Raw genomic sequence first — 14,984 nt, 5'->3', positions numbered from 1 at the left:
CCGATCACGTTGGCATCGGTGAATGCGATCAGGTAGAACGGCCCGTCGGCGTCGGCGGGGATCTGCAGGTTGGCGTTGACCGTGTAGCTGCCGCCTTTGGCCAGGCCGCCCAGGTGCGTGAAGCTGGCGAGCTGCAGGTCGCTGCTGTCCAGCGACGGGTCGCGGGACAGGTAGATGCGGTCCGCCCAGCCCCATTCGCGCGTGTCGCGGGTGCCCTGGTTGGTGACGGTGAAGCTGACCGCGACCGACTGGCCCGACGTCAGCGCGCCGGGGACGTTGATCTGCGAGATCTTCAGGTCGGGCTCGCGGTAGGTGACGTTGATGTCGCCGCGGGTCAGGTTGTTGGTGGACGCGGCGCCCTCGTAGACGGAGCCGCCATAGAAGGCGCGCGAGTCGGCGTTCTTGCCGGCGCTGGCCTCGGTGGAGTTGGGGTCGGGCGCGGCATCGGTGGCCACGTAGACGTAGTACGGCCCGTCCCAGCCGGCCGGCACGGTGATGTCGCCCGTGGTGGTGTAGCTCTGGCCGTTGGCCAGGCCGCCGCCCGCGGCGTGCACGAAGCTGCCCACCTGCACGGCGCGGTTGCCGAAGGTCGGGTCCGGCGACAGGTAGACGCGGTCGGTCCAGAAGTGCGTGCCGCTCCAGACGGCGCCGCCGTCGTTGCGCACGGTCCAGGTGACTTGCGTCTTCTCGCCCGAGTAGTTGACGGGCAGCGAGCTGACCGACACGACCTTGAGGTCGGCCGGGCGCGCGACGACGGGCGCCTCGACGGTCTTGTGGTTGTTGGTCTCGTTGCTCTCGATGACGAAGGGCGCGATCGGGTTGGCGTCGGCGATCACCGACACGTACATGCCCTTGAGCGCCGGCGACAGGTCGAAGCTGCGCGTCTGCGTGTAGCTCTTCAGCGGGTCCAGTGAGTTGGCGCGCTCGAAGGCGCCCAGGAACCAGATCTTGGCGTTGGGGTCGGTGATGTCGGCCGTGTCGTGCGCGAAGACGTAGTCGTACCAGGTGTTGCCGACACCGATGGCCTGGCCCTCGCCGATGTTGCGCACGGTCCAGGTGACGGACAGCGGCCCGTCCACGGAACCCGGCTGGGCGGCGCTGGTGTTGGTCGTGATGTCGGTGACGATGAGGTCGGGCAGCGGCGGCGTGGGCGTGCCGATGATGTCGATGGCGCGCGCCTTGTAGTTGCTGCTGTCGGCCTCGTTGGGGTCGTCGGGGTTGACGTTGCTGGCGAGCTGGTCCTCGTAGACCGCGTCGTAGGCGTCGCTCCAGGGGGTGATGTAGTAGGTGCCGGAGGCGATCTGCTGCGGGATGCGCACCTTGACTGTCTGCGTGTAGGTCTCGCCCACGGCCAGCACGCCGCTGTGGCCGAAGGCGCCCAGCTGCACCGCGTCGTTGCCGGGGATGACGATGGGCGAGCCGTCGTGCGACAGCACCGAGCGCGCGCCGGGGCTGGGGCGGGTCTTGTCCTTGGTCAGCCAGATGGTGTCGGTCCAGCCACTGATGCTGGTGGGGGCCGAGCCCTTGTTGGTGACCGTGTAGGTGACGGTGACCTCGCCGCCGTAGACGCCTTGCGTCGGCGCGACGACGGCCGACATGACCAGGTCGGCCAGCGGCTGCGGCGTGATGTTGACGGCCTTGACGGCGTAGTTGTTGCTTTCGTTGACGCTGGGGTACTCGTCCACCGCGCCGTCGGCGTCGGCGATGACGATGAAGTAGCCCGGGCCGCGCAGCCGCTCGGGCAGCACGAAGCTGGCCGCCGTGCTGGGGTACTGGCCGCCATTGGCGTCCAGCGCCGAGCCGTTGGGCACGGTGGCCAGCAGGATGTCGTCGGCGCTGGGGGTGTTGTTGTTCGAGAAGTAGACCTTGTCGAACCAGCGCGGCGTGCTGGTGGGCACCGAGCCGCGGTTGACGACCACGAAACTGACGGACGCACTGCTGCCCGCGGTCACCGTGGCGGGTGCGTCGACGTTCTCGACCTGCAAGTCGGGCCGCGCCAGCAGCGACAGCGTCGTCACCGCGTTGTTGACGAGGGTGTTGTTGTCCACCTCGACCGCGCCCTCGTACACCGTGTTGCCGGTGTCGGTGGCGACGACCACCTGCCAGCCGCCCTCGATGCGGGCCGGCAGCTTGATGCGCTCGGTGCGGGTGTAGGTCAGGCCAGCGCCCAGCGGGCCGCTGCTGGTGAAGCTGCCCAGGATGATGGGCCGCGGCGAGGCCGGGTTGCTCGGGTCCACGCCGGTCTTGCGCAGCGACACCACATCGGTCCAGCTGCCGTTGGCAACGGCCGTGCTGTCGTTGTGAACCGTCCAGGTGATGTCGACCGTGGCGCCCTCGTTGGCGGCGGTCGGCGCGCTGATGGCCGTGACCTTGAGGTCGGGCGCAGGCGACTGGGACACCTGCACGGGGCCTGCGCTGCGCGCGTTGCCGGCGTCGTTGTGAATGAACTCGAAGGCCTGCTGGCCGGCGTTGGTGCGCACGGTCACGTAGACCGGGCCGGACAGCGTCAGCGGCAGCGTGATCTCGCCGGTGCGGCTGTAGCCGCCGCCCGCGCCGACGGCGCCGAGGTGGTCGAAGCCGACGTTCAGGAAGGGCTGGCTGCCGTCCGGGTTCAGCGACAGGCTGACGACGTCGCTCCAGCCGTTGGTGCTGGTGACGGCGATGCCCTGGTTGGCCACCGTCCAGCTCACCGACAGCTTGCCGCCCGACTGGGCCGTGGGCGCGACGCTGAGGTCGGTCAGCACCAGGTCGGCGTAGGGGATGGGCATCAGGTCCAGCGGCGTGGCGGCGCTGTCCCGGTTGTTGGCCTCGGATCCGTTCTCGAACACCTGGCCGGCGGAGTCGGTGATGACGAAGACCTTGTAGCGGTCCGGCCGGTAGGACGCCGGCGCGAAGATGGTCTCGTTGCGGGTGTAGCTCTGGTCCTTGCCCAGGCCGCCCTCATGGGCGAAGCTGCCCAGCACCAGGTCGTCGGCGTTGCCGAGGATGTCGTCGGTGGACAGCACGACCTTGTCGGTCCAGCTGCCGGTCAGGCCGGCGCCGGTGCCGGCGTTGGTGACGGTCCAGCCCACGGTCACGCGGGCCGGGTCGGCGATGACGCGCTGCGGCGCGGTGACGTTGCCCACCACCAGGTCGGCATAGGGCGCCAGCGTCACGTCGATGGCACGGGCCACCAGGTTGTCGGTCTCGCTGCCGACCTCCTTGATCTCGGCCTTGGCATCGGTGACGGCCACCAGGTACCAGCGGCCCTGCACGTCGACCGGCAGGTTGACGTCGAACGCGACCTGGTAGCCGCCGCCGGCGACCAGCACCTGGCTGGTCACCTTGGCGTCCAGCAGCCGCGACGCATTCGTCAGCGTGGGCGTCTGGGACAGGTACAGGCGATCGGTCCAGCTGCCGTTCAGGCCGGCGCTGCCGGACTGGGCGACGTTGAGCACGACGTGGACGGGGTCGCCGGACGCCGCGGTGGTGGGTGCATCCAGGCCGGCGGCCGCCAGGTTGACGTGGCGCAGCGCCGTGGGCTGGGCCGCGGCGGCCTGGTTGTTGGCCTCGCGCTGCGACTCGTAGACGTGGTGGCTGGCGTCCGTCACGACCAGGATCTGCGCCGTGTCGGTGTCGGCCCATTCGGGCAGCTGCACCTGCAGCGATGCGTCGTAGTGGGCGCCCTTGGCCAGCGCCTCGTTGCGCGTGCGCGTGCCCAGCAGCGTGGCGCCGGCCAGCAGGCCGTTGCTGCTGAGGTAGACGTAGTCCGTCCAGGGGCCGAGCGCATCGGCCTCGCCGGCGTTGGCGACGCTCCAGGTGACGGTGGCGGCGGCGCCGCTGAGGGCCTGGGTCGGGGCGATTACGTCGCCGGCGACCAGGTCGGCGGACGGCGCGGGCGCCACGGCCAGCGGTGCCGGCGCCATGCCCAGGTTGTTGCCCAGGCGCGGGCCTTCATAGACGCTGCCGTCGATGTCGCTCTTGACCAGCACGGTCCAGTTGCCGGTCTGGTCCATCGGCAGCGTGACCAGCTGGCGCACCGTGTAGGCGTCCAGCACCGCCAGCGGGCCGTTGTGCAGCACGGTGGCGAGCAGGATGTCGTCGCCGTTGCCGAACACGCCGTCCTGCGACAGCACGACGCGGTCCTTCCAGCTGCCGGTGGCGGGTGTGTCGCCCGCGTTGCGCACGCGCCAGGCGATCTCCACCTGCGTGCCGGCCACGGCCGCGGTGGGCGCGCTGACGACCTCCACGTTGAGGTCGGAGAAGGGCGCCGCGATGCTGATGGGCGTGGCCGCCGAGGTGTTGTTGGCGCGCGTGTCGGGTTCTGGCACGGCATTGCCGGCGTCGGTGCGCACGAGCCAGTTCAGCGTGCCGTCGAACTGCAGCGGCAACGTGATCTGAGCCGTGGCCGTGTAGGAGGCGCCGGCTGCCAGCGGGCCCTGGTGGGCCACGTCGGCGCTGGCACGCGTGTCGCTGCCGCCATAGGTGGTGTCGACCGACAGTTCCAGGTGGTCGACCCAGCTGCCGGTCGCCGGCACGCTGCCGATGTTGGTGACCGTCCAGCTGACGGTGACGGTGTCGCCGCCCTTCGCATTGGCCGGCGCGACGGGCGCGCCGACGGACAGGTTGGGATAGGCCGCCACGGCCGACGTGACGTTGAAGCTGGCCTGGTTGTTGGACTCGGCGGTGTCGGAGGGATTGGCCTCGATCAGCGCGTTGTCGACGTCGCTGGTGACGGTGATGGTCAGGTTGCCGGCGCCGGCCAAGCCGTCGGGCAGCGTGAAGCTCAGCTGGCGCTGGCGCTGGCCCTCGGGCGCGATGGCGCCGTCGGTGACGGCGTCGTAGAGCACGACCTGGCTCAGCAGCGTCTGGTGGGTGGTGTTGTTGAACACCGTGACGCGTTCGGCAAAGCCGGCGCGGACGGTGGCGTTGCCTTCGTTGTTCAGCGTCCAGCGCAGCGTCAGCGGGGCGCCGCTCTGCACCGGGCCGGGGTCCAGCGCGAGATCGCTGGGCCGCACGTCGGCCGCAGACTGCACCGTGAGGACCGCGGTGTTGTTGCTCTCGCCCGTGCCGTCCTTGTTCAACTCGGTGATCAGGCCACCGGCATCGGCGACGACGGTGATGGAGAAACGGCCCTGCGAGGTCGCGCCGGCGGGCCAGGGCAGGACGATGCTGCGGTTCAGGCCGCTGCGTGACGCCAGCACGCTGCCGTCGTGGGTCAGGCCGCCGCTGTAGACGACCTGGTTGGTGACGAGGTTGCGGATGACCACGGTCTCCTGCCACGGGCCGCTGGCGGCGCGGTCGCCGGCATTGCGGACGGACCACCGCACGGTGACCTCGTCGCCGGGCTTCCAGTCGGCTTCGCCGGGCTGCACGTCCAGCTGCTCGACCAGCAGGTCGGCATAGGTCGGCAGCGTGGCCGTGACCTGCGTGGTGGCGGTGTTGTTGGTCTCGGCCGTGCCGGCCGGGTTGCGCTCGTCGAGCTTGTTCTCCACGTCGGCCGTGACGGCCACGCGCAGCAGCCCGGCGCCGCGGGTGCCGTCGGGCAGGGTGAGGTGCACGGACCGCGCGACCTGGCTGCCGGCGGCCAGCGGACCGTCGCTGCCGGCGTTGTAGGGCAGGGGGACGGTGGCCAGCACCTCGCCGGTGTCGGCGCGGCTGACGACGACGCGGTCGGTCCAGCTGCCGCTGGTGGGCAGCATGCCGTCGTTGCGCTCGGTCCAGGAGACGGTGATGCCGCTGCCGGACTCGATGCTGCCGCTGTCGCCCACGACCTGCAGGCCATGCACGGTCAGGTCGGCGGAGGGCTGGTATTCCAACCCGGTGATGCGCACCGGCGCGACGTCGGGCAGCGGCTGCACCAGCATGCGCAAGGCATTCGCCGTTGCGCTGTTGTAGCGGCCCTCGACGGCCAGTGTGTAGGTGCCGCCGTCGCGCAGCGTCTGCACGTCCAGGTCGGCCAGGTAGTCGACGCGGGCCAGCAGGTTGCCGCCCGGGCCGTACAGACGCCAGTCGGCGTTGTTGTTGGTGAACTGCTGGGCGTCGAAGAAGAACTTGTCGCCGGCGTTGGCCGTGAAGCTGTAGAGCTGCGTCTCGGTGCCGCTGGGCAGCGTGGCCGTGAAGGGCAGGCCCAGCGTGATGGGCGTGGCGACGGCCATGTCCAGCAGGCGGAAGGCGAAGGCGCCGGTGTCGTCGCCAGAGGCATCGATGGTCAGCGTGTAGCTGCCGGGCACCAGGTCCAGGCTGGGGTCGTTGCCGATGTGCCAGGCGTCGCTGGCGCGCAGGCCACGCGCGTTGACGACGGTGCCCAGCGGCCCGGTCAGCGTCCAGCTGAAGTCGGCGTTGTTCAGCGTGTCCATCAGCACCTGCTTGCGCTCGCTCAGCGTGAAGCTGTAGCGCGCCTGCTGGCCGGCCTGCGTGAAGCTGTCGGCGATGCGCGCGCCCAAGCTCAGCGGCGCGACGATGTCGGTCACCTTCTGCACGTTGAAGCGGTAGGCGTTGGTGATGCCCGCCTGGTAGCGGCGCCCCTCCAGCATCAGCGTCCAGGTGCCGGTCTGGTCCAGCGCGCTGGTGTCGATGTCGGTGCCCAGGCCGGTGATCCAGCGCTGCTGGCCGTTGGGCGCAATCAGGCGCCAGGTGCTGTCGGCGTTGCTGGCCTGCTGGGCATCGAAGAAGAAGCGGTCACCGGCCGTGGCCGTGAAGCGGTACAGCTCGGTGCTGTTGCCGGGGCTGAGCGCGGCGGACTGCGGCGTGCCGGGTGTGACGGCGGTGGCCGTGGCCAGGTCCAGCAGCCGGAAGCCATACAAGCCCGTGCCGCTGCCTCCCACGCTGAGCGTGTAGGTGCCCGGCGTCAGCGTCATGACCGGGTTGGCCTGGTAGTCCCAGCTGCGCGCCTGGAAGGTCTGGCTGTTGAAGGTGCCGCGCTCGCCGCTCAGCGTCCACTGCAGGCCGCTGTTGTCGGCGCGTGGGTCCATGACCACCTGCGTGGTCTGCGCGATGGTGAAGGTGTAGAGATCGCGCTGCGTGTTGACCGTGCGGTTGCCGGTCTTCAGCTCACCCAGGCTGACGGCTTGCGCGGCCGCGGGCGTGGTGCTGATGCGGGCCCAGTCCACGGCCACTTCGGACGGGTGGGCGGCGCCGCCGATGCTGTCGAACTGGTAGACGCTGAAGCGCATGCCGTCGGGGAAGTCGTCGGTCGTGGCGCCCAGGTCGCGGCTGGCCAGCTCGGTGCCGGTGTCGCTGAGCAGCACGGCGCGCAGGTTGCCGTTGGCCGGCGCCTCCAGGCGCAGGCGATACCAGGTGTTGTCGGCAAAGGCGAAGGCGGGGTTGTTGAAGCTGACGCCGCCAATGTTGTTGGTGCCGCTGCGGAACTGGCGGTTGCCGCTGGCGTCGCTGAACAGGTTGACCCAGGCGTTCTTGCTGCTGTCCGCCGGGTTCATCAGGTACAGGCCGATGAACTCGTCGGTGCTGATGCCGGCGCCTTGCACCAGCGTGTTGAAGCGCACCTCGTAGTTGACGCCCTGGCCGGCCACGTTGCCAACGCTTTGCAGCTGGTTGCTGGTCTGGTAGGTCGTCTGGCTGGTGCGCAGCCGCACGACGGAGGCGCCGTCGACGGTGTCGGGGGTCAGCGTCATGTTGCTGCCCTGCACCGTCCAGCTGGCGCCCGGCGCGACGTCGAAGCTGTCGTCCAGGCCGGCAATGCGCTCCGCCAGCGTGTTGCCCTGGCGCGTGATCTGGAACCCCAGCGAATTGGGGTTGCTGTTGTTGCGGTAGCCCTCCAGCAGCAGCGTGTAGGTGCCGCCCTGCAGGTAGGTCCGCGTGGCGATGTCGCCGTTGAAGCCGCTGCTCCAGAGCTGGTCGCCCGCGGGCGAGATCAGCCGCCAGCGCAGGTTGGCCGTGCTGGTGGCCAGTTGGTCGAAGAACAGGCGGTCGCCCGCCGTGACGGTGAAGCTGACCGCCTGCGTCGAGTGGCCGGGCTGCAGCGTCAGGTTGATGGGCGTGTTCAGGCTCACCGGCGTGGCGGTGGCCAGGTCGACGAGGCGGAACGCGAAGTCGCCGATGTCGTCGTTGGGCGCGTCGATGGTCAGCGTGTACTGGCCCTGGCGCAGCGCGTAGACGACGCGGTTGGTGTCCGCCGGGTTGGCGAGCACGCCGTCCGTGCCGCTCTTGTCGTTGGAGTCGCTGGCCTGGAAGCTGCGCGCGTTCACCAACGTGCCGTCGGGACCAGTGAGGCTCCAGTTGAAATTCGTGTCCTTCAGCGCATCGAAGACGACGCGTTTGGCGGCGTCGACGTTGAGGGTGTAGACGACTTGCTGGCCTGGCGTCGTGATGCGGCCGCGCACGGTGTCGGGCAAGGTGTCGAACAACCCGACCAGGCTGCCGTTGCGCCCCTGGGCGCTGCGGTCGGGCAGGGCGGTGCCGCTGGTCTGGTCCAGCGCGTAGTTCAGCACCAGACCTGCGCTGTCGGGCGCGGGCGGCGTGGTGGTGCTGGCGGCGATGTCGGCGTTGCTGCGGGCCACGCTCCATAGCTGCACGTCGCGCATCTGACCGCGGTAGACCGAGACGTCGCTGCTCAGTTCCTGGCGGGCCTGGCCCAGCGTCAGTGGCGCGCTGGAGGCGACCGCATCACCACCTGCCAGGGCGACCTTGGCCTGCTCCACGCCGTTGACGAGGATGCGCAGCTGCTTGCCGTCGCGGTCGATGACGGCGGCGACATGCTGCCACTGCCCCCACTGCACAACGCCGGCCGCGGTGGTCACGCTGCGGTTGCTGCCGTCGCCGGTGGACAGGTGCAGGCTGCCGTTGCGGTTCAGCCAGAGGCTGTAGGTGCGCTGGTTGCTGTTGCCGTCTCCCTTGTAGAACAGCGTCGTCCAGCTCTGGGCTGGCTGCTCTGGCGAGATCCAGGCCGCCATCGTCACGTTGTGCGTCAGGTTCAGCGCGGGGTCGGCCGGCACCTGCAGCCATTGCGTGCCGTCCAGCGCCAAGCCGTTGCCGCCCTGCCAGGCCGGGTCGAACGGCTGGCCCTGACCCAACACCAGCGGGCTCTGCGTGTTGACCACCGGTTGCAGGTTGAAGCTGTAGGCGCTGGGCAGGCCGGTGTTGCCGCGCCGGCCTTCGACCAGCAGCGTGTAGTCGCCGCTGACGGGCAGCGTGAAGGTGTCGATGTCGTTGCCCAGGCTGGTGGTCCACACCTCGGTGCCGTAGGGCGAGATGAGGCGCACGCGGCCGTCGGTCGTGCTGAAGGCCTTGGCGTCGAAGTAATAGGTCGCGCCGGCCTGTCCCTGGAAGCGCCAGCCGTCCGTGCGGCTGCCGGGCGTCAGCGTGCCGCTGATGTCGGTGCCCGGCGTCATGGCCGGCAGCGCTGCCAGCGGCAGCAGCCGCAACGCGTAGGGAGCCGTGTTGTCGCTGCTGGCGTCGAAGGTCAGCGTGTAGCTGCCGGCGAGCAGGTCCAGCACCGGGTAGGCGTCGCTGGCATCGGTGCCGGCGAGATTGCGCGTGATGTCCAGACCGCCGGGGCCGGTCAGGTGCCAGCTGATGACGCTGTTGGCATTCAGCAGCGCGTCGGCCAGTACGCTGGTGCGCTGGTTCAGCGTGAAGGTGTAGGTGTCGGTCTGGCCGGGCTGCGACAGCGTGCCGGCGATGACGCCGTTCAGCGCGCCGAAGCTGTTGACCACCTGCGCCGAGCTGGCCGCGCCCAGCACGGGCGTGCTGCCGTCCGCAGCCACGCTGTCCAGCGGCAGGTAGACCGACAGGCCCGCCTCATTGCCGGCCAGCGGGGTGTTCATCCCCGTCTGCAGCTGGGCGCCGGTGCGTGCCACCGACCACAGCCTGACCTCGTCGATGAGGCCGTCGAAGGAGAAGGTGGAGGTGTCGGCGAACCAGGCGTTGCCGACCTCCAGCGCACCGGTGGTGTCGATGGCCGGGGCGCTGCGCAAGGCGCCGCCGGAGGAGAGCGCCGTCTCGACGCCGTTGACGAACAGCCGGATGCGCGGCGTGGCGGCGCTGCGGTCGATGACCATGGCCACATGGGTCCAGGTGTCGGTCGGCACGAGGCCGGCCACGCTGCGGGCGCCCTGCAGGCCCGTGGCGTCGCGCGTGTCGCCGTACAGCGAGCCGTCGGCGTTGACCCACAGCGTGTAGGCGCGCTGGTTGGCATCGTCCTTGGCGACGATGGGCATCCAGCTGTTGAAGAAGCGCGTCGGGTTGATCCAGGCTTCGACGGTGAGGTCATTGCGCAGGTCGGTCGCCGGGCCGTCGGGCACCTGCACCGAGTTGACCTCGTTGGCCACCAGCGCATTGCCGATGCGGCCAGGCGCGGTCTGCGGCGTGACGCCCACCGATGTGCCCAGCGTGATGGGCGTCACGCTGTCCTGGCGCGGCAGCAGCCGGAAGCTGAACGTGTTCTGGCGCTGCGCGTTGCGGCGGCCTTCGACCAGCAGCGTGTACGTGCCCGTCATCGGCGCGGTGAAGGTGTCGACGTCGTTGGCCAGGCCGGTCGACCAGACCTGCTGGCCGTTGGGCGCGACGAGGCGGTAGATGCCATCACCACCTCCCGAGCTCAGCTCGTCGAAGAAGAACTTCTGGCCGGCCGTGGCCTGGAACTTGTAGGCCAGCGTCTCGGAGGCCGGCGCCAGCGTGCCGCTGACGATGTCGCCCAGCGGCAGCGCGGCGGCCTGGCCCAGGTCAAGCAGGCGCAGCGCATAGGGCGCCGTGGCGTCACCGTTGGCGTCCATCGTCAGCACATAGACGCCGGGCTGCAACTGGTAGACGGGATAGCCGTCCTGGGCGTCCGACTGCGCCAGGTTGGCGCTGTCCACCACGCCCTGCGGGCCGCTGAGGCTCCAGCGGACGGCGCTGTAGCTGTTGGTCAGCGCATCCAGCGCGATCCAGGTCGGCTGCGTCACCGTGAAGCGGTAGCGGTCGGTCTGGCCGGGCTTGCTCAGCGTGCCCTGGATGGCGCCGGGCACGCCAGTGAAGTCGTTGAGCACGGGGATGCTCAGCGCCTGCGGGCCGCTGTCGGCAACGCTGTTGCCGCTGCCTTCGTCCATGCCCAGCCGCAGCGACAGGCCAGGCTGCGAGCCGCTCAGTGTCTTGCTGAAGTTGTCGCTGATCTGCTGGCCGCTGCGGGCCACGCTCCACAGCCGCACTTCATCGATGGCGCCGTCGAAGTCGCCATAGGCGCTGTTGTCTTCGACCGTGGAGCCGATCCGCAGCGGCGCCGTGTTGGCGACGGCGGGCAGGCTGCGGATGTTGTCCTTCTGGCCCGCCAGCACGCCGTTGACGTACAGGCGCAGCTGGCCGCTCGTGCGGTCGATGACGGCGGCCACGTGCGTCCACGCACCCAGCTGAATGGAGCCGTTGGCGCTGGCCAGCCATTGCTCGCCGGTGCTGTCGTAGGTGGACAGGTGGATGTAGCCGTTGTTGTTCAGCCAGAGCGAGTAGGTGCGCTTGCCGTCGGTGTCACTCTTGATGGCGATGGGCTGCCAGGTATTGGCATAGCGCTCCGGCTTGATCCAGGCTTCGAACGTGACGTCGTTGCGCAGGTCCGTGGCCGTGCCGTTGGGCACCACCAGGTCGCGCCGCGTGTCCAGCGTCAGCGCGTTGCCAACCAGCGCCGGCGCGCCGGGCACCCACAGCGGGCCGCTGTCGACGCCCTGCGCCAGCGTGATGTCGACCGTGCGATCGCCGGTGTCGCCCACGCGGAAGGCGAAGGGCTGCGGCGCCGGGTGGCTGTTGTAGCCGTTGAGCACCAGCGTGTAGCGGCCCGATTGGGTGAGGTTGATCTCCTGGTCCACCCAGGCCGACGTCGAGAAGACCTGGTCGCCGGACGGGCCGACCAGTCGCCAGTCGCCATCCAGGTAGAGGCGGGTGTCGAAGAAAAAGCGCTGGCCGGCCGTGGCGTCGAAGCGCCACGTCTGCACGCCGTAGCCTGGGGTCAGCTCACCGGTGACCAGCTGGTCCAGCGGCAGGGCAGGGGCCGCAGCCAGGTCCACCAGCCGGAAACCGTAGGTGCCGGTCGTGTTGCCGTCGATGCGCAGCGTGTAGTTGCCAGCCTTCAACGGCAGCGTGGGCCAGTCGAACCAGTTGCCGCTGGCGACGACGCCGCGGTCGTCCATCAGCGTCCAGTGCGTGGCGGTGCTGTTCTCGCGCGTGTCCAGCAGCACCTGCGTGGGTTGGCCGAGGCTGAAGCTGTAGACGTCGCGTTGCGTCGTGACGCTGCGGTTGCCGGTGGTCAGCTGGCCCAGCGTCAGCGGCTGCAGGGCAGGGGGCGTGGTGCTCAGGCGCGCCCAGTCGACGGCCACGTCGTGCAGCGCCGTGCCGCCTGTCGACGTGTTGGACTGGTAGACGCCAAAGCGCGCGCCGCCGGCAAAGGCGTCGGTCGTGACGCCCAGATCCAGCGTCATCAGCTCCGCGCCGACATCGCTCAACAAGGTGGCCTTGATGGTGCTGTCCGTCGCGGCCCACAGGCGCAACCGGTACCAGGTGTTGTCAGTGAAGTCGTAGCCGGGCGTCTGGAAACCCGTGCCGCCCACGCCGCGGCTGTCCACGCGCAGCGTGCGGCCTGCACCGGTGGTGTTGCTGCTCAGCGCGGTGGCCACCCAGCGGGTGGTGTCGGTCACGTCCATCATGGACAGGCCGATCAGCTCGTCGAAGCCGGTGGCCGCCGATTGCACCAGCGTGTTGAAGCGCACCTCGTAGTTGAAGCCCTGGCCCACCGCGTTGGTGGCGGTCGTGAAGCCGGTGCCGCGGTATTGGTTGGTGATGGCACTGTTCAGCCGGATGACGCTGGCGCCGTCGACCGTGCCGAAGCTGTAGCTGGGCGCGCCGGCAAAGCCGAGGGTGCTGGGCACGCCGCCCGGTTGCCAGACTGGGTCGAGGCTGGTGCCGTTGAAGTCTTGATCGAAGCCGGTGACGCGCTCGGCCAGCGTGTTGCCGGTCTTGCTGACCTTGAAGCTGAGGGTGTTGGGGGCGAGGGCGGTGCGGCGGCCCTCGACCAGCAGCGTGTAGCTGCCCGCCTGGGTGTAGGTGCGCTCGGCGATGTCGGTGCCGAAATAGCTGTTCCACAGCTGCTCGCCGGTGGGCGACACCAGGCGCCACTGCATGTCCATGTTGCTGGCGGCCTGATGCTCGAAAGCCAGCCGGTCGCCCGCGGCGACGTTGAACGACCAGGCCTGCGTCATGCTGCCCAGGGGCAGGGTGGTGGTCGTGGTCGAGCCGACGGTCAGCGGCACGGCCGCGGCCAGGTCAAGCAGGCGGAAGGCGAACTCGCCCGTCGTGTCGCCCGTGGCGTCCACGGTGAGTGTGTAATGGCCGGGGCCGAGGTCGTAGACGACGCGGTTGTAGTCGGCCGGGTTGAAGTTGACGCCGTCCACACCGCCGCGGTCGCGCGAATCGCTGCCGTCAAAGCCGCGCGCGCTGACCAGCTCGCCGCGCGGGCCGGTCAGGCTCCAGTTCAAGGGGCTGTCGCGCAGCGCATCGAAGACGACGCGGCGGTTGTCGGTCAGGTCCAACGTGTAGATCGCGCGCTGCCCGGCCGTGGCAATGCGCCCGGCGATGGCGCCGTCGACCCCGGTCAGGGCGTTGACGACGATACCGGCCAGGCCCAACGGGCCGCTGTCCTGCACGGCGGTGCCGCTGCCTTCGTTGAAGCGGTAGTTCAGCACCAGGCCGGCCTTTGCACCGCTCAGCTCGGCGGCCATGTCGGCGGCGATGTCGGTGCCGCTGCGCGCGATCTTCCAGATGCGCAGGTCGTCGATGCTGCCGGCGAAGGGGCTGAAACCGCCGTAGGGTTCGTCGGTGCGGCCGATGAACAGCGGCTGCGACGCGCTGGAGAACGCGTTGGTGTTGGTTGCCACGGCGCCGCTGGCCACCTCCACGCCGTTGACGTAGAGTTTCATCAAGCCGCTGTCGCGGTCGATGGACGCGGCCACGTGGGTGCGTTGGCCGAGCTTGATCAGGCTGCCGCTGCTGAACAGGTATTGCTCGCCGCCGTTGCCGGTACTGAGCAGCAGGTCACCGCCGCTGGTCACGAAGAGGGCGTAGGTACGGTGGCCGCCCAGCGAGCTGTCGGCGCCGCCCTTGTAGACGACGGGCATGTAGCTGTTGGTGAAGCGGTCGACCGTCACCCAGGCTTCCATCGTCACGTTGCGCGTCAGGTCGAGCTCGGACGACACCGGCGCCTGCACCGAGGTGACGGCGCCCAGCTGCAGCGCCCCACCCAGGGGGCTGGGCAGCCAGCCCGCGCCGGCGATCTGCGACTGACCCAGTTGCAAGGCGGTGACGGTGTCCTGCACCGGCTGCACGTTGAACGCGAAGTTGCGCGTGCCGGTGCTGCCGACCCGGCCTTCTACCAGCAAGGTGTAGGCACCGGTCTGTGTCAGCAGCTGGTTCTCGACGTCGGTGACGGCGTTGGTAGGGCCGAACACGGTCTTGCCGTCCGGGCCGATCAAGCGCCAATCGGTGCCGCTGGGGTTGGACAGCGCGTCGAAGTAGAAGGTCTGGCCCGCCGTCGCATTGAAGCTGTAGGCCGCGGTCTCGTTGGCCGGCGTCAGCGCGCCTTGCACCGTCTGGCCCGGCGTGATTGCCGTGGCCCGGCTCAGGTCGATGAGACGGAAGCTGTAGTCCGCGACATGGTCGCCCACGCCGTCGATCTGCAGCGTGTAGGTGCCGGCCTGCAGGTTCAGCGCGGTGTTGCCGCCCTGGGTGTTGGCATCGGTCGAGTCCAGCGCCCGCGGCGCGGTGACCTGGCCTTGCGGCCCCTGCAGCGACCACTGCAACTGGCTGTCCGGCGTCAGCGAGTCGAAGACGATCTTGACGTCGCTGGGCAGCGTGAAGACGTAGCGGTCGACTTCGCCGGGCACGTCGATGCGGCCATCGACCTGCGGCACGACGCCGTCGCCGGACATCAGCACGCGCGGCTCGAAAGAATCGAATTGCAGGCGAGGTGCTGCTGGCCGGTGCGGCGCGGTGGTCGCCGCGAGCGCCTGGCGCACGCCGTCAGACAA

1 protein-coding gene (running past one end of the window) is annotated in these 14,984 nt (G+C 69.7%); it reads right to left on the bottom strand.

The window, feature by feature from the left end:
* A protein-coding gene (locus AC1D29_RS21115) for an Ig-like domain-containing protein (protein ID WP_477901066.1) crosses the window boundary here: on the bottom strand, positions 1-14,984 show its 5' end (the start). It extends 27,775 nt beyond the left edge of the window; the window shows 14,984 of its 42,759 coding nt (coding positions 1-14,984); its start codon is at positions 14,982-14,984; its stop codon lies beyond the left edge, outside the window.

The organism is Roseateles sp. P1_C6, assembly GCF_056406315.1.
This window is presented reverse-complemented; position numbering and strand designations above follow the sequence as displayed.